General features: G+C 42.8%; 19 protein-coding genes and 1 pseudogene. 19 read left to right on the top strand and 1 reads right to left on the bottom strand.

Translation table 11 applies throughout. From position 1 onward, the window contains the following. Positions 1–67: 67 nt before the first annotated feature. The 18 genes and pseudogenes from CQA49_RS02160 (at position 68) to CQA49_RS02070 (ending at position 14,636) form a co-directional block, all read left to right on the top strand. A complete protein-coding gene (locus tag CQA49_RS02160; protein ID WP_115574323.1) occupies positions 68–901 on the top strand; it encodes a carbon-nitrogen hydrolase family protein in 834 nt (277 codons plus the stop codon). A gap of 24 nt (positions 902–925) precedes the next feature. Beyond that, positions 926–1,585 carry a biotin--[acetyl-CoA-carboxylase] ligase gene (locus tag CQA49_RS02155; protein WP_115574322.1) on the top strand — a complete coding sequence of 220 codons (660 nt, stop codon included), beginning with the start codon at positions 926–928 and terminating at the stop codon, positions 1,583–1,585. Positions 1,586–1,599: 14 nt separating this feature from the next. Then, positions 1,600–2,388 (top strand): ParA family protein, encoded by a 789-nt coding sequence (locus CQA49_RS02150; protein WP_115574321.1) that lies wholly within the window; start codon positions 1,600–1,602, stop codon positions 2,386–2,388. 33 nt (positions 2,389–2,421) lie between these two features. After that, a complete protein-coding gene (locus CQA49_RS02145; RefSeq protein WP_115574320.1) occupies positions 2,422–3,330 on the top strand; it encodes a ParB/RepB/Spo0J family partition protein in 909 nt (302 codons plus the stop codon). Between the two features lie 85 nt (positions 3,331–3,415). Beyond that, positions 3,416–3,841 carry a FoF1 ATP synthase subunit B' gene (locus tag CQA49_RS02140; RefSeq protein ID WP_115574319.1) on the top strand — a complete coding sequence of 142 codons (426 nt, stop codon included), beginning with the start codon at positions 3,416–3,418 and terminating at the stop codon, positions 3,839–3,841. Positions 3,842–3,869: 28 nt separating this feature from the next. After that, complete coding sequence (locus CQA49_RS02135) at positions 3,870–4,385, top strand: F0F1 ATP synthase subunit B (RefSeq protein WP_181882584.1); 516 nt, start codon at positions 3,870–3,872, stop codon at positions 4,383–4,385. Beyond that, positions 4,385–4,912, top strand: coding sequence for a F0F1 ATP synthase subunit delta (locus CQA49_RS02130; protein WP_115574317.1), 528 nt, complete (start codon positions 4,385–4,387; stop codon positions 4,910–4,912). The genes CQA49_RS02135 and CQA49_RS02130 overlap by 1 nt, the downstream gene beginning before the upstream one ends. A 20-nt stretch (positions 4,913–4,932) precedes the next feature. Further along, entirely contained in the window at positions 4,933–6,447 is a 1,515-nt protein-coding gene (gene atpA, locus CQA49_RS02125) for a F0F1 ATP synthase subunit alpha (RefSeq protein WP_115574316.1), read from the top strand. Positions 6,448–6,482: 35 nt separating this feature from the next. Beyond that, a complete protein-coding gene (atpG, locus tag CQA49_RS02120; protein ID WP_115574315.1) occupies positions 6,483–7,385 on the top strand; it encodes an ATP synthase F1 subunit gamma in 903 nt (300 codons plus the stop codon). A gap of 18 nt (positions 7,386–7,403) precedes the next feature. Beyond that, positions 7,404–8,801 carry a F0F1 ATP synthase subunit beta gene (gene atpD / locus CQA49_RS02115; RefSeq protein WP_115574314.1) on the top strand — a complete coding sequence of 466 codons (1,398 nt, stop codon included), beginning with the start codon at positions 7,404–7,406 and terminating at the stop codon, positions 8,799–8,801. A 14-nt stretch (positions 8,802–8,815) separates the two neighbouring features. Next, entirely contained in the window at positions 8,816–9,208 is a 393-nt protein-coding gene (gene atpC / locus CQA49_RS02110; RefSeq protein WP_115574313.1) for an ATP synthase F1 subunit epsilon, read from the top strand. A gap of 16 nt (positions 9,209–9,224) precedes the next feature. Then, the gene (locus CQA49_RS02105) at positions 9,225–9,626 is read left to right on the top strand and encodes a hypothetical protein (protein ID WP_115574312.1); all 402 of its coding nucleotides are present in this window, start codon (positions 9,225–9,227) and stop codon (positions 9,624–9,626) included. Between the two features lie 52 nt (positions 9,627–9,678). Continuing rightward, on the top strand, positions 9,679–10,251 hold the full coding sequence (locus CQA49_RS02100) for a MotA/TolQ/ExbB proton channel family protein (protein ID WP_115574311.1): 573 nt from the start codon (positions 9,679–9,681) through the stop codon (positions 10,249–10,251). Positions 10,252–10,520: 269 nt separating this feature from the next. Continuing rightward, complete coding sequence (locus CQA49_RS02095; RefSeq protein ID WP_115574310.1) at positions 10,521–10,922, top strand: biopolymer transporter ExbD; 402 nt, start codon at positions 10,521–10,523, stop codon at positions 10,920–10,922. Between the two features lie 10 nt (positions 10,923–10,932). Beyond that, the gene (locus CQA49_RS02085) at positions 10,933–11,655 is read left to right on the top strand and encodes a TonB C-terminal domain-containing protein (RefSeq protein ID WP_115574309.1); all 723 of its coding nucleotides are present in this window, start codon (positions 10,933–10,935) and stop codon (positions 11,653–11,655) included. 11 nt (positions 11,656–11,666) lie between these two features. Further along, positions 11,667–12,515 (top strand): annotated as a pseudogene (locus CQA49_RS10665) (peptidase dimerization domain-containing protein); the annotation flags it as partial. 748 nt (positions 12,516–13,263) lie between these two features. Further along, positions 13,264–13,749 carry an HIT domain-containing protein gene (locus CQA49_RS02075; protein WP_115574307.1) on the top strand — a complete coding sequence of 162 codons (486 nt, stop codon included), beginning with the start codon at positions 13,264–13,266 and terminating at the stop codon, positions 13,747–13,749. 41 nt (positions 13,750–13,790) lie between these two features. Continuing rightward, positions 13,791–14,636, top strand: a complete 846-nt coding sequence (locus CQA49_RS02070; protein ID WP_115574306.1) for an ankyrin repeat domain-containing protein — start codon at positions 13,791–13,793, stop codon at positions 14,634–14,636. A gap of 116 nt (positions 14,637–14,752) precedes the next feature. On the opposite strand, the gene CQA49_RS09980 is transcribed toward CQA49_RS02070, so the two are convergent. Next, positions 14,753–14,893: a hypothetical protein gene (locus tag CQA49_RS09980; protein WP_181882583.1), complete on the bottom strand. Its 141-nt coding sequence runs from the start codon at positions 14,891–14,893 to the stop codon at positions 14,753–14,755. 47 nt (positions 14,894–14,940) lie between these two features. Here CQA49_RS09980 and CQA49_RS02065 point away from each other — a divergent pair, with 47 nt between their 5' ends. Continuing rightward, positions 14,941–16,905, top strand: a complete 1,965-nt coding sequence (locus CQA49_RS02065; RefSeq protein WP_408938897.1) for a SelB C-terminal domain-containing protein — start codon at positions 14,941–14,943, stop codon at positions 16,903–16,905. Positions 16,906–16,974: the final 69 nt, after the last annotated feature.

Here is a 16,974-nt window from a genome sequence, read left to right as displayed (position 1 = left end):
TTTGCAGTAAAATGCGCGTTTTTATCACATTTTGCAATGCCTCGCACTATGCAACCAAAGGGAAACAATGAATTTCGCGCTATTACAAATTGCCAAACTTGAGAATCTACTTTTCTTGCAACAATACTTGCAAACCTGCCAAAAGCAAGGTGTGAGCCTTTTATGCTTCCCAGAATATGTGTTTGAGCCGTTTTTCAAAAAGCTAGAGAATCTGCACTCAAGCACCTTGCTTTCTCGCGCAAATGCCCAAAAGCTAGAGGGGTTACAAGATCTAAGCGCGCAGTATAAAATAAAATTTATCGCGCCAATGTTTTTAAATAACGAGATTTTATCGCGCTATAAGCTCTGGGGCGCGCCTATAGGGGCGAAAAAAAACCAAAAACTTTACAAAACTATCGCGCTTATTTCAGAATCTGTTATCGAGCTGTATTTGCCCCAGCGCCTCATTGACTTTCCGCACTGGAGCGAAAAAGAATTTTTTGCAAATCCTACGCATAAGAAGTTTTCTTCCCCGCTTACATTTTTTTGCGATGGGCTTAAAATTGGCGTGCTATCTGGCTTTGAGCTACATTTTGACTCGCTTTTTGTGAGTTTGAAAAAGCAAGAATATGACATGCTCATCGCGCCTTGTAGCAATACTTTTGATTCTTATGCGCGCTGGCGCTCACTTTGCAAAATGCGCGCGTTTTTGAACTCCTGCGCGCTTTTAAGGATTAATCGCGTGGGAAATGAACTCATTGAAGGAAACACTTGGAATTTTTATGGCGATAGCTTGTATGTCAATGCCTATGGGCAGATTGAGGATAGTTTGCAAGAATATGAGGGGCTACTTATCGCAAGTGCGCAAAAGAGTGAGATTCTCAAAGCACGCGAGGTTTGGGGCTTTTATAAAGATTTTTAGACAAAAAGCGCAAGGGGCTTAAAAATGCAGATTTTAGAATATGAAACCTTAGAATCTACGCAAACTTTTTTGGTTGAAAAGTTAAAAAATGGTGCGTTGCAAGCGCCACTTTGCGTGACTTGCGAGATTCAAAATAGCGGAATTGGCTCAAGGGGGAATGCGTGGGAAAAAATGCCAAATGCGCTGTATTTTTCCTTTGCCCTGCCTCTAAATAGCCTGCCACAGGATTTAAAGCTAGAATCTGCCTCGATTTATTTTGGCTATCTTTTTAAAGAAGAGCTTTGCAAGCTTGGCTCAAATGCGTGGTTAAAATGGCCGAATGACTTGTATGTGGGTAATCAAAAAATTGGCGGGATTATAAGTAACATTGTTGCGGATTGCGTAGTGTGTGGAATCGGGCTTAATCTCTGGAGTGAAAACCTTGAAAGTCCCCCAAAATACGCGACTTTAGAATCTAGCGCAAGTCAAAAGCTCGCAAAGAACGCGTTTTTAGAAAATTATCTAAAAGTTGTGCAAAAAAATCAATCTTGGAAGCAAATTTTTAGATTCTATAAGTTAGAATTTCAGAACAATTTCGCCTTTAGCTTTCACTTTAAAGACAAAAAGCTTTCTTTTAAAGATTGCGAACTCTTAGAAGATGGCTCTATTAGGGTGGATTCTCAAGTCATTTATAGTCTTAGATAATAATGGAGTAAAAAATGTGTGAAGTTATAACAATCGCAAATCAAAAAGGTGGTGTTGGCAAAACAACAACAGCAGTCAATCTCGCGGCGTCTTTGGCGACTTCAGAAAAGCGCGTTTTATTGATTGATTTTGACCCGCAGGCAAATGCAACCACCACTTTTGGAATCCGTCGCAATGAAGTGCAGGCTGATATTTACCATGTGCTTGGCGGCACGAAAAACATCTCACAAGCCATCATACAGCTAAAAGATTTAGAATATCTGCATATCGTACCTTCAAGTATCGGCTTGGCTGGGTTTGAAAAGGATTTTTACAAAAAAAACAAAGGGCAAACAATCTTTCGCAACAAAATAGAAGACATAAAAGATGAATATGACTTTATTATTATAGATTCTCCGCCCGCACTTGGCGCGCTAACGGTAAATGCACTTGTGGCGTCAAACTCTGTGATTGTGCCGATACAATGTGAGTTTTACGCGCTAGAAGGGCTTGCGCAACTTCTAAACACCGTAAAAGTTATCAAAGACACAAGCAATCCAAATATCGTTATCCGTGGCTTTTTGCCCACAATGTATGTCGGGCAGCATAATCTCTCGCGTCAGGTATTAGAGGATTTGAGCCAGCATTTTGGGGACAAACTCTTTCCAGATTCTAAGAAAAAGGGAGAATATATCATCGTCCCTAGAAATGTGCGCCTTGCAGAATCTCCGAGCTTTGGGAAGCCTATTTTGTTTTATGATGCAAAATCAAGCGGAAGCGTGGCATATCAGAATCTCGCGGAATTTATCCTCAAAGGCGCGTGATTGATACATTTTAGAAAAGATAGGTGTTAGAAAATGGCGCAGAAAAAAAACAGAGGCTTAGGCAGGGGGCTTGGTGCGATCATCGGCGAGGTAAGTCAAGCATATGAAAACAGCCTCAATAACGATGATGGCTCAAATCTTGTGCTTGAAATAAGTGTAACAAATATCAAACCAAATCCTTACCAACCACGAAAAAACTTCGATGCGCTCGCGTTGCAAGAGCTTGCGGATTCCATAAAAGAGCATGGATTGTTGCAACCTGTGGTGGTGTGCGAAGATGAAAATAATGAATATGTCTTAATCGCAGGTGAGCGCAGACTCCGCGCAAGCAAGCTTGCAGGGCTAGATTCTATCCGCGCGATTGTGGCGGATATTAATTTTGACAAAATGCGCGAGCTCGCACTCATCGAAAATATCCAGCGTGAGGAGCTTAATCCAATCGAGCTAGCGCAATCTTACAAAGAGCTTATCGATGAGTATAACATCACTCATGAGGAGCTTTCTACTAAAATCAAAAAATCCCGCACGCAAATTACCAACACTCTGCGTTTACTTAACCTTGAGCCTTTCGTGCAGGAATATCTGATTGAGGGCAAAATCACGCAAGGGCACGCAAAATTGCTTGTCACACTTAGCCCAAAAGAGCAAAGGCTCATTACAGATTCTATCATCGGACAGAAGCTAAGCGTGCGCGAGAGTGAGGCGCTCATCAAAAATCTCAAAAATGGCGAGAAGGATTTGAGCGCGCAAAAAGATTCTAAAGATTTTGGAGAATCTAAGAGTGGTAAAAAAAATCTTCTTAATAGAGAGCTTTTGCAAAAGGCGCAAAAAATGCTTTTAGAGAAAGATTTTAAGGCAAGTATCAAGGACAATCAGCTTTGCATAGAATTTAGCAAAGATGTAGAAATTACCGCTTTTCTTGAAAAATTTCAACAAATCTAGGGGAATTTAAGTAAAAAAATAGCTTAACTTGTTAGAATCTAGCCTTATTTAAGGACAGGCAATTTATCAAAAGGAGCAAGCGTAAATGGGAATATCAGTCAATCCGCACTTAATGGTTTTGGTTTTTATCTGTTTTATTTTATTGTTGGTTTGCCTTAATCAATGGCTTTATAAGCCTATGCTTTCGTTTATGGATAAGCGCGATGAGCGTGTAAAAAAGGACCTGCAAGACACACAAAGCAACACACAAGAAATCGCAAAAATCCAAGAGGAAATAAGCACCATCATCTCTCAAGCACAAAAAAAGGCTAAGGAAATCATCGAAGAAGCCACTACGCGTGAAAAGGCACTTTGCGAAAGTAAGATTGAAGCCAAAAGACAGGAGCTAGATTCTCAAATGCTTGCTTTCAAAGCAGAGCTAAAAGAACAGCAAGCGCAGTTAAAAAGCGAGCTTTCCGCGCATGTGGGCGAATACAAGCGAGCTATTTCTGAAAAACTCAAGTCAATTTAACCTTTTTAAAACTTTTCAAGGAGTAAAAATGAAAAAAATCTTTTTGCTAAGTCTTTTTTGCCTTATCCCAAGTTTTGCCTTTGCAAGCGGTGGATTTGCTGAAAGTGACTTTATCCAAAGGCTTATTAACTTCGTTTTGTTTGTGGCAATTTTGTGGTATTTCACCGCATCGCGCATCAAAGCGATTTTTGTAGCAAGGAGAGAATCTATCCTTTCCCAGCTCGAAGAAGTGCAAACAAAGCTTAACAAAGCAAAGCAAGAAAAAGAATCTGCCTTAAGAAAACTTGAAGAAAGCAAGCTAAGGGCGGAAGAAATTATCCAAACAGCCAAAAAAGAAGCTGTGATTGCTTCACAAAAACTTGCAAAACAAACGCAACTTCAAATACAAGCTATGGAATCTAGCGCGGAAACAAACATGGAATTTGAGCGCGTAAGTGCGACGAGAGAGAGCGTGCGCGATGTGCTAGAAGAAGTGTTACATTCCAAAGATATTGTGCTTGAAAACACAGATTATGTCAATATCATCACCAAAAGGATTGCCTAATGGAAAGTATTGCAAAAAAATACATTAAAGCGCTGAGTGAGAGCTTTTCGCCAAAAGAGCTTGAAGAGATAATTCCTCTTTTTGCAAAGCTTAGCAAGGCGTTGGCAGAAAAGAAGGTAGCGGATTTACTCTACTCGCCATTTATGAAAAGCGCGCAGAAAGAAGAGCTTTTACTAAGCGTGTTTGAGACGCTAGACAAGCGCTTTGAGAACTTTTTAAAATTACTTGTGTTGGAAAATAGGATTGAAATTCTCCCTAGCATTGCTGAAGGGCTAGAAAAGCGACTTTTGGCGCAAAAAAAGCAATTTGTCGCAATCTTACGCACAAAAGATGGGCTAGATTCTAAAACGCAAGAGCTTATCGCAAAAAGCTTGTCAAAAAAGCTTAATGCCGAGCTTAGTATCCGACAAGAGCAAGCTTCAATTGATGGTATTAAACTAAGTGTGGAAGATTTGGGCATTGAGATTTCTTTCTCTAAGGAAAGATTCTTGCAAGATCTAAGCGCACATATTTTAAAAGCAATTTAAACTTAACAAAGGAGTAAAAAGTGGTAGCAAAATTGAAATCTGAAGAAGTAAGCGCGATTATCAAAGAACGCATTGAGAACTTCAATATCAATGTAGATATTAGCGAGACTGGCAAGGTCGTAACCTATGCTGATGGCGTGGCAAAAGTCTATGGACTAAATAATGTCATGTATTATGAAATGGTTGAGTTTGAAAGTGGCGATATTGGCATCGCTTCAAGCCTTGAAGAATCAAGCGTGGGCGTGGTGGTGCTAGGCAATGGCAAAAACATCAAAGAAGGAACTTCTGTAAAGCGCCTTAAAAAGCTTATGAAAGTGCCTGTGGGCGATGGAGTTGTCGGACGCGTGATAAACACACTAGGTGAGGCGATCGATGGCAAAGGCGCGATTGAATCTAGCGAATTTCGTTTCGTAGAGGAAAAAGCACCCGGCATTATGGCAAGAAAATCCGTGCATGAGCCATTGCAAACTGGTATCAAAGCAATTGATGCACTTGTGCCTATCGGACGCGGGCAAAGAGAGCTTATTATTGGCGATAGACAAACTGGAAAAACAACCGTTGCGGTGGATTCTATCATTAACCAAAAAGGACAAGATGTTATTTGTATCTATGTCGCTATTGGGCAAAAAGAATCTACAGTTGCACAAGTGGTGCGCAAGCTAGAAGAACACGGCGCGATGGAATACACCGTGATTGTCAATGCGCCTGCTTCTTCATCAGCAGCTATGCAGTTCCTTGCACCTTATACAGGTGTTACAATTGGTGAATATTTCAGAGACAACGGACGCCATGCACTTATTATTTATGATGATTTGAGCAAACATGCTGTGGCATATCGTGAAATGTCTTTGATTTTGCGTCGCCCACCGGGTCGTGAGGCATTCCCCGGAGATGTGTTCTATCTACACTCTCGCTTGCTTGAGCGCGCGGCAAAACTTAGCGATGAGCTAGGCGCTGGCTCTCTAACTGCGCTTCCTATCATTGAAACACAAGCAGGAGACATTTCAGCCTACATTCCGACAAATGTGATTTCAATTACAGATGGGCAAATCTTCCTAGAAACAAACCTTTTTAACTCTGGTATCCGCCCAGCTATCAATGTGGGACTTTCTGTATCTCGCGTGGGTGGCGCAGCACAGATTAAAGCTACAAAGCAAGTGGCTGGAAACTTGCGCCTTGACTTAGCACAATATAGAGAGTTGCAGGCGTTTTCACAATTTGCATCAGATCTTGATGAAGTCAGCCGCAACCAGCTAGAGCGCGGACAAAGAATGGTAGAAGTGCTTAAACAGCCACCTTATTCACCACTTGCGATTGAAAAGCAAGTTGTGATGATTTATGCGGGTGCGAAAGGATTCTTAGATGATATCCCAGTAAATAGAGTTGTGGATTTTGAAGCGGATTTTTATCCTTTCATCGAGGCAAAATATCCTAAACTCTTTGAAGATATCCGCGCGAAAAAAGCACTTGATAAAGATATCGAAGCAGAGCTTAATAACGCGCTGAAAGAATTTAAAGCGTCTTTTTCTGCCTAAGCTTAAGGATATAACAAAGACCTAAAGGAGAATACATGGGTGGCAATCTCAAAGAAATTCGACGCCAAATCGTCAGCGTGAAAAACACGCAAAAGACGACGCGCGCGATGAAACTTGTCTCTACCTCAAAGCTTAAAAAAACCGAGGAACTGGCAAGACGCTCTAAGATTTATGCCCACAAACTTAATGAGGTATTTGATGAAATCGTGCGTAAGATTCTCATTAAAGGTGTGGAAAATATCAATAGTAGATATTTTGTCGGTTCAAAAGCAAGAGAGATTAAAAAGATCGATATTATATTTATCACCGCGGACAAGGGCTTGTGTGGCGGATTCAATCAAGTAACGATTAAAGAAGTCTTACGCCTTATGAAGCAGTATAAAGAGCAAAATATCAAGGTGCGCTTGCGCGGTATCGGAAAAAAGGGAATCTCTTTTTTCACTTTTAATGATATCGAAGTGCTTGACAAGGCAATCGGGCTTAGTTCCATGCCTACTTATGAATCTGCAGCGGCGTTTATTGGCAATGTCGTGCAGGATTTTTTAAATGGGCTTACAGATGAAGTTATCATCGTGCATAATGGCTTTAGAAATATGATTTCTCAAGAGTTAGAATCTCGCGCGCTGTTGCCTTTGACGATTAATGTCGATACGCAAGAAGCGCTCAAAGATCTTTCTGTGCTTAATATAGAATCTGATGAGCCTGAAGATGCGTTGCTTGATGGTCTCGCGCGAAAATACATTGAATACAATATGTATTACGCACTTATAGATTCTCTTGCGGCAGAGCATAGCGCGCGCGTACAGGCGATGGATTCTGCGACAAGTAACGCGGGGGATTTGGTGAAGAGCTTGAGTATATCATACAATAAGGCGCGTCAAGAGGCGATCACAACCGAGCTTGTAGAGATAAATGCAGGCGTTGAAGCAATGAAATAAATCTAAAAAGGAGAGTGTATGCAAGGTAAGATTATACAGGTTATGGGACCGGTGGTAGATATTGAGTTTGATTCCTATCTACCTTTTATCAATGAAGCAGTTGATGTGGAATTCCAAGTGGAAGGGCGCAAAAGCAACCTTGTGCTTGAAGTGGCAGCGCATTTGGGCGATAATCGCGTGCGTAGTATTGCTATGGATATGACAGAGGGACTTACAAGAGGACAGGCTGTCAAAGCGCGTGGTAAGATGATCGAAGTGCCTGTGGGCGAAGCGGTGCTAGGGAGAATCTTCAATGTCACGGGTGACATTATCGATGGTGGCGAGGCGCTGCAAAGCGATCTTAAATGGCCTATCCACAGAGAAGCGCCAAGCTTTGATAACCAAAGCACAAAAACTGAAATGTTTGAAACAGGCATTAAAGTGGTGGATTTGCTCGCGCCTTACTCAAAAGGTGGGAAAGTCGGACTCTTTGGCGGTGCTGGTGTGGGTAAAACCGTTGTGATTATGGAGCTTATCCACAATGTGGCGTATAAGCATAGCGGATATTCTGTATTTGCGGGCGTTGGTGAGCGCACAAGGGAAGGAAACGACCTTTATAATGAAATGCAAGAAGGTGGCGTGCTTGACAAAGTTGCCCTTTGCTACGGACAGATGAATGAGCCACCGGGAGCAAGGAACAGAATCGCCTTTACAGGTCTTACAATGGCAGAATACTTCCGCGATGAAAAAGGCTTAGATGTGCTTATGTTTATTGATAACATTTTCCGCTACGCGCAATCTGGTGCGGAAATGTCGGCACTTTTGGGACGCATCCCTTCAGCGGTGGGTTATCAGCCAACACTTGCAAGCGAGATGGGGAAACTTCAAGAGCGCATCACCTCAACCAAAAAAGGCTCTATTACTTCCGTGCAAGCGGTGTATGTGCCAGCGGATGACTTGACTGACCCAGCGCCTGCGTCTGTGTTCTCGCACCTTGACGCGACTACGGTGCTAAATCGTAAGCTCACAGAAAAAGGGATTTATCCAGCTGTGGATCCGCTAGATTCCACTTCGAGAATCCTCGATCCGCAAGTCGTTGGCGACGAGCATTACAAAATCGCTACAGGCGTGCAACAAATCTTGCAAAAATACAAAGATTTGCAAGATATCATCGCAATTTTGGGGATGGATGAGCTTTCAGAAGAAGATAAGCAAGTGGTTGATAGAGCGCGCAAGATTGAAAAATTCCTCTCTCAACCTTTCTTCGTGGCGGAGGTTTTCACAGGAAGCCCGGGCAAATATGTCACACTTGAAGAAACACTTGATGGCTTTAAGGGAATCTTAGCGGGCAAATACGATCATATCCCAGAAAATGCGTTCTATATGGTTGGGAACATCCAAGAGGCATTGGAGAAAGCAGAAAAACTTAAAGCCTAAGGCAAAGGGAATACATGGAAAATCTAAAACTTAGCATCGTAACTCCCTATGGGAAAATTTTTGATGATGAAGTGCAATCTGTAGTTTTGCCCGGTAGCGAGGGTGAATTTGGCGTGTATGCCGGACATTGCGACCTTTTAGCATCGCTCAAAGCAGGCGTGATTGAGCTTATCAAAAAAGATGGAGATTCTGAAATGGTGGCTATCAATTCAGGCTATGCTGAAGTTGATGCAAAAAAAGTGCAAGTAATCGCTGAAGGCGCAGTATCTATCAGTGGTGGCTCACAGGACAAAATCGCACTTGCAATTGATAGCGCAAGACAACTTCTTGAAGATGCGAGCAATGACAAAGTCGCAATCTCTTCGGTCGTCTCACGCATAGAATCTGGCGCAAAAAGCAAGTTGTAGATTCTAAGGCTTTGGCTTGCGGTTACTTTGCGCTTTTTTACTCTCTCTTAGTGCATTGCTAAGCGGGGATTTATGCTCGAGCAATCTTTTGCGCTCTATCGTAGATGAGACAAAAAACGAGCTTAATCCTCCCGTGCGTCTTGATGAAATGACGCTTTTGATAGATGTGCGCTGTATGCAAAATGCACTCACCTACTTCTATATGCTAGATCTTAATGACGCGGATATGCAGTTTTTTGCAAATCCTTCAACAAAACAAGCCTTTGAAGAAGAGCTAAACACTAACAACACCGAGCAATATTGCAACAACGAAGACATAAGCTGGTTTAGAGAAAATAATGTCCCCATGCGCTGGCGCTATTTTTTGAAAGAAAATCTCTATATGGATATTCAAAAAAGCCCTAAAGATTGTCTTTAGCATGTCTTAAATAACTTTGATAAGTTTAAACAAGCCAAAAATGGAGAAATAAATGGAAGTTTTTCTTAGCTTTATCACGCAAAGCACCCCCATCACGCTTGTTGTCATCGGCTGGCTTGGGCTGTATTTATTCTTAACGCTGTGGGTGTATATTTACAAGACTTTTTCGCTTAGCGAGTGGCTAAGTAGTGAGCGCCACAACCTTGATATGCTTCTTGCAAACTCTATCAGTATCCCAAAAAACACCATTCTTAGCACGATTCTAAGCAAAAAAGATATTTCAAATATCGATGGCGCGCTTTTGCAAGTGTGGAAAGTGCGCGCACTTCAGCAGGCGACAAAGGGGCTTGTATTGCTAAGCATCATTTCTTCAACCGCCCCATTTATCGGGCTTTTTGGCACGGTTGTTGAGATTTTAGAGGCATTTTCCCAGCTTGGCGGTGGGAATGTGTCTTTTGATATCATCGCGCCTATTATCTCAAAAGCCCTCGTGGCTACGGCTTGCGGGATTCTCACTGCGATTCCAGCATATTCATTTTATTTGCTTTTAAAGCGCAAGGCGTATGATTTGGGCGTGTGTATCCAAATGCAGATAAATCTTATCACCAACGCCCACAAGGTGTGAGATTTAAAGCAAAAATTAAAAGTGCAGATTCCCACTACGCAGAAATTCAAGGAATATAAATCTTAAGCAACCAAATCGCGTTAGAATCTGCAAAACCTTATCAACAAAATAAGGCAGAATATGCACGCGAAGCTGGAGACAAAGCGGAATTCACTTCCGCGCAGTTGGAAGTGGAGCGGAGCTTTGGCGTTAGCCAAAGTGATAGTCCCAAAGGAATAGGCGGAGCGGAATTCACTTCCGCGAAGACGATACAATAAAAAGGAATACGCATGCACGAAGATGAAATCGACCTAGACGAAAAGCCTGAGCTCAATATCACACCCTTAGTTGATGTCATGCTCGTGCTACTAGCAATCCTAATGATTGGCATGCCAACAATCACCTATCAAGAGGACATCACCCTGCCGCGTGGCTCAAAGAGCAAAAAGCTCGAGCAAGATTCCATGCTTGAAGTGCGCGTAAGCCTTGATAAAAAGGTGTATGTAAAAGAAAGCGTATATGAGCTCAAAGGCTTTGCGGATAATTTCGTGCTACTTTCAGCCCCGCTTGATAAGAAAATCCCCGTTTTTATCCGCGCGGATAAGGATTTGCGCTATGAAGATGTGATGTATATTCTTAAATCTGTCAAAGAAGCTGGATTCTTGCGCGTTTCATTGGTGACAGGCGGCTAGGACAGGTGCAATGGCAGAAAAGCTCAAAAATCTTCTTCTTGTTTTTTCAAGTGGCATTATCGCCTTTTGCTTGCAAGGGCTCTTGCTTTTGGCGCTTTTTTGGGCGTTTTACTACAAACCTACAAAATACGCCACACTCAAAACCTCCACCATTTCTATAGAATCCATTGACATAGAGGCGTATTTAGAGCTTGATTCTAAAACTCCAAGCGCCCAAAGCGCGCCAAAAAGCAATCCGCTTGAAGGAAGCGGGCTAAAAGATATGTTTGCGCTTGTAGATTCCACAGAATCTAGCAAATCCCAAGAAATCAGCGATGACAGGCTGGAGCGCGCGCAGAATGCAAGGGATTTGCAAGCGCTAAATGAGCTCGCACAGCAAAGCCGCGATTTGAAAGAACGCCTGCAAAATGTCAATACTCTCACCATCACAAATAATTCCGCGGATTCCCAAGATGGCGCGTTTGATGAATGGTATGCGAGCGTGAGCGAGATCTTGCAAAAAGAGTGGGATAATAGCGCGTATGTGCTGCCTAGTGGCTTAGTTGGCGTGGTGGCGATTACCATTGATATGCATGGCAAAATGAGCTTTATGGTGAAGCGCTACACGCAGGATACGCATTTTGATAGCGCGCTAGATTCTACGCTCAAACGCCTAGAAACCCTGCCCTTCCCGCCAGCTCAAAGAAGCGCGCGCACGATTTTAGTAGAATTTAAAAGCAACAAAAGCACTTAAAAAGGAAAAATATGCAATCGCTAAAAATACTCTATGACACCACTTTGCACTACTTTCGCCAAATCGCGCAAATCCCACATGGGAGCTTTCACACGCAAGAACTTTTTGCATTTTTATGCAAAGAATGCGAGAAGCTAAATTTGAGCGTGCAAACTGATGGCGCGCGCAATATCCATGCTTTTAAAGGCACGCCAAAATGCTGTCTGCAGGGGCATTATGATATGGTATGTGTGGGCGTGGCGGGAGAAAATCTGCCAATAGAAATCTATGAAGAGGAAGTAATAGATTCTTTGCAAAATGAGAATCTAAAAAATCACGCTGAAAATCCCTTTGAGAATCCGCACAAAAAACACCCACAAAAACACTTGCAAAAACACCCACAAAAACACTTTTTGCGCGCAAAGGATTCTTCACTCGGCGCGGATAATGGTATCGCAATCGCCACGATTTTAACCCTAGCAAAATATGAGGAAAATTTTGAATTGCTTTTTACCAACGATGAGGAAGTGGGAATGCTCGGCGCAAAGGCTTTGGAACTTCCAATCCGCGCAGATATTTTGCTAAATTTGGATTCTGAAGATATCAATGAAATCGTGCTAGGTTGCGCTGGTGGCGTGGATATAACTGCTAAAAAACGCCTAACGCCTGAGAATCTAGGCGACAAAACAAAGCTCAAAGCCTATCGCGTGCGCTCTTTTGGCTTTAAAGGCGGGCATAGCGGGATTGATATCCACAAAAACCGCGCAAATGCGATTGTGGAATTCGCCCATTTCGCGCATTCTTTGCAGGAATCTGCTGGGGAGCGCCTTTTTATAAGCGATATAAAAGGTGGAGAAAAGCGCAATTCTATCCCTGTGGCACTGCAAGCCACACTTTTTAGCACGCAAGATTTATGCGAACTGGCACAAACGCAAACCCGCGCGCACCAAATACAAGCAAAAGATTTTGGTTTTGAAATCGTGCAAGATTCTGCCTTCACTCAAACAGAATCCACACAAACAGAATCTTTTGGAGAATCCCCGCAAACGCAACTTTCAAAGCCACTTTTTAGCTTAGATTCTATCTTAAAACCTCTGCTGTGCGTGCATAGTGGCGTGTATGAGGTGGAGGGGGAAAGCGTGACAAACTCTCTTAATCTCTCTCTTTTAAACTTAGAGAGTGAGAATCTAGAGCTTTGCTTTATGGCGCGCGCTAATGATGATACACTGCTTAAACGCGCCATTACGCGCTTAGAGACGCTTTTTGGCAATTTTGATTTTGAAGTAAGTGCGAGTGATTTTTACAGCGCGTGGAAGCGCACGATTGCACCAGATAATCCCATTTTGCGCACTTTAATCAAGCAATTTCACGCACAAAAAATAGAACCAAAAATCGTGCAGATTCACGCTGGCTTAGAATGCGGGATTTTGCAAAAGCGCCTTTCGCAACTTGGCAAAAATGTTACGATTCTATCCATTGGTCCTAGCATTGACTTTCCCCATAGTATTAAAGAGCGCTTGGATTTGCAAAGTTTAGAGGATTTTATTGCGATTGTCTTGCACTTTTTACACGAGCTGAAAGAATAAAAAAGTAAAATTCCTCAATATCTTTTGTTAAAAAAGGAATCAAATGGATAGAATCTACTCCCCTTGGCGCGCGGCGTATTTTGGCTCGCAGGCGCATTCTTGCGTGTTTTGTGAGATTTCAAAAAATCCACAAGATGATGAAAAAAACCGCGTGATTTACCGCGACAGCGTATGTTTTGGCGTGATGAATCTCTACCCCTACACGCCCGGGCATTTTATGCTTATCCCGCACAAGCATTGTGATTGCCCTAGCCTTCTAGATTCTAGCGAGTGGCTACACATACAAACGCTAAGTCAAAAAGCCTTTGGGCTACTTTATGAATATGGCGCAAGTGGCGTAAATATGGGCATGAATATCAAAAAAGCCGGAGGTGCGGGGATACCCGAGCACATACATTTGCACTTCGTCCCGCGCTACATTGGTGATACAAATTTCCTCACAAGTATCGCGCACACGCGCACTTTTGGAATAGATTTTGATAGTGTGTTTGCGAAAATAAAGGCGCTTTGTGAAAAGCATTTTGCCTAGATTACGCGTGAAAATTACAAAATTTTAAAAGGTGCAGGGCTATGAGATGGATTGTTTTAGCGATGGTTTTTTTGTGTGTGAGTGCGAGCTTTGGGGCAAATGACCGCTACAACAGCATGCTTTTTAGCAATAATTACACCGAAGTGCGGAAGGGAATTTCCCTCGGTGCGGATGTAGAGGCGCGCCTGCGTGGAAGCACACCGCTTTATGATGCCGCAAGGAAGGGAAATCTTGAGATTGTGGGCTTGCTTATTGAGCGCGGGGCTGATGTGAATGCGATTTGCCATGGGGAGAGCGCGCTTTTAAAGGTTGTCGCGCTTGGAAATGTCAAAATGGCAAAGGAGCTTATCCGCAAAGGTGCTGATGTAAATATCCACGATGAGCATTTAGGAAACACGCCACTGCATTACGCGGTGGCAAAGAAAAATACGCCTATGATTGAGCTTTTGCTAGCAAATGGTGCGGATATGTATGCGGAGAATAATCGTGGCGATACGCCCGCTGGCGTCGTGCTGTCTAAAAAAAGCATGCCCGCAGTGAGCATCGAAAATGATGATGTGGTGCTAAAGGCTAGCTCATTTAACCTCGCCAAAGGCAGTGTGGGGATAAATATCACAAATAAAACCGATCAATTTGTCACCATCACCTACCTTGCGCTTTATATCGATGGCGATTTGATTTCAGAAGCAAGTGCAAATAAAAAGCTCGCGCCAAAAGCGGGCGGATTGGCTGGGAATCTAAGCATTCCAAAAGAGACTTATGAAGGTGCGAAAATCAAAAAATCCGGCACAGCGAATGTGAAATATGGCTTTGCAGTGGAATATGATGTCGATGGCAAAACGCGCAGTTTGTATAAAAGCACAAAGGCAGAATTCCAGCTATGGTAGGAGTTTTAGGCTCTGCAGATTTTTTAAGTTTTTAATATCATCAAAAGCGCAAAGCTAGATTCTCAAAGCACCAAAATGCGTTAGAAAATCTTATAATCTCATTAGCTAAAAAAGGATTAAATATGCGCGCAAAGTGGGATTAACTCGCGCAAAAACGATATAAAAAGTAGATTCTCAAAGCACCAAAACACATGGCAGAATCTAAAAACCTCATCAATAAAAAACGGTAGGGTATGCGCGCGAAGCGGAGCTCGCAAGGGCTTTGCCCTTGTGAGTGATACAATTTCAAGGAATGGGAGCTTTTGTGGAAAATGACATTATTGTTGGCTTAGCCGGGCATATCGATCATGGGAAAACCTCGCTTATCCGCGCGCTCAATGGCTTTGATGGCGATAGCCTAGAGGAGGAAAAAAGGCGCGGGATTACGCTAGATTTGAGCTTTTCAAATCTCACCTTGCCAAATCGCAATGTCGCTTTCATCGATGTGCCCGGGCACGAAAAGCTTGTCAAAAATATGATAGCCGGCGCGTTTGGCATCGATGTGCTGTGCCTTGTGGTGGCGAGCGATGATGGGCTTATGCCGCAGAGTTTTGAGCATTTGCATATCGCGGATATTTTGGGGATACAATCTTGCTTTTGCGTGCTAAGCAAAGTCGATAAGGTGGATTCTCAAACTTTAGCAAAGCGCAAAAGTGAGATAGAATCTGCTTTCAAAGGCTTAAATATCAAGCTCGAAGGGATTTTTGAGTTTAGCGCATTTGGCGTGGATTCTCAAAATCTAGCGCCTACAAATTTGCAAAGCACACAAAACGCGCATTTTCAAAATATAGAATCTAATCCCCAAAATCCACAAGCGCAAAATCCACAAATCCCAAAAACTACAGAATCTAGCGCACCAAATCCCTATGTCCCGCCAATCATCGACTTTCTCTCACGCGTCAAAAAGCCCGCGCGCTATGATTTTCATATGCTTGTGTATTATATCGATCGGGCTTTTAGCCTCTCTGGTGCAGGCTGTGTCGTCACAGGCACACTGCTTAGCTCGCAGATTGCGCTAAAGCAAAAAGTCTTTATTTGCGAGCTTGACAAGGAAGTATCCGTGCGTCAGATTCAGATTCATGACGCGCCTACCGAGCTTGCTACGCCTTCTCACCGCGTCGCGCTCAACCTTAGCAATATCAGTGCAAACGAGATAAAGCGCGGTATGCTTATCACGCAGAAGGGCTTTATGCGTGGCTCGAGGTTTATTGACGCGAGCCTTAAGCTTTTAAAGCCGCTTAAAAATAACGCCACCTATCAGCTCTATCTCGGCGCAAAGCGCGTGAGTGTGCGCATCAATGTGCTGGAATCCTTGCAGGAAAACGAGGCTTTTATCGCCATTTCTAGCGATGAAGAGATTTTTTCACTCTTTTTTCAGCCCTTTATTTTGCGCGATGGAAACGCGCTCATCGGCGGTGGCGTGGTGCTTAATCCAGTGAGCGATCCGATTAAAAAGAAAGAGAAAATCCCGCTTTTATATGCCTTACAAAAAAGAGATTTTAAAAGCGCGTTTGCAATGCTTTGTAAAATTCACAGGCGCGGTTTTGGCTTGGTGTGCGCGACGCAGAGATTTTGTCTCACACACGCGCAGGCAAGCGCGATTGCACAGGAGCTTGAGCAAAGCTTTTTTGACCCAAAAGAGTTGGTGGTGTATCCGCTAAGCGAGCTTGAAAGCCTTAAAACTGAGATTTTGGAGATTTTTTTAAAAAATAAAAATGCACTAGTTTCTGCGCAAAGTTTGGGGCTAAAATTCCGCTGGGCAAGCGTTTTGCTCTTACAAAATGCGCTAGATTCTTTGTTTGAAGCGCATTTGATTGCTAAAAAAGATTCTCTCTATCTTGCCAAAAATAGCGAGATTAAAGATATCAATGAGTTTTTGAAGCAAAAAATTTATGAGCATTTTTGCGCGCAGAAGTTCGAGCCCATCGCGCCTTACAACCTTTATGAGGAGCTAGATATTGATAGATTTATGGGCGATAGCGCGCTAAAAAGCCTTTGCAAAGCGCAAAAAATGGTGCGCCTAAGCCATAATCTTTTTATCACCTCAACCGCGCTTAGCGAGTTAAATGCCCTTATGCGCGAGATTATCAAAACTCATGGCTACATCGATATAACGCTTTTTAAGCAAAAGCTTCCGCTTAGTCGCAAGTATCTTATCAGCTACCTTGAGTATTTGGACAGCTTCAAAGATATTTACAAAGAAGGCAATATACGCAAACTACGCTTTTAGCTTTTTAGAATCTCACCCCCTACCCTTTTTTAAGCAAGTTTAGAAAAATTTGAAGTGATTTAGAATCTA

The organism is Helicobacter sp. MIT 00-7814 (assembly GCF_003364115.1).
Taxonomy (GTDB): Bacteria; Campylobacterota; Campylobacteria; order Campylobacterales; family Helicobacteraceae; genus Helicobacter_F.
This window is presented reverse-complemented; position numbering and strand designations above follow the sequence as displayed.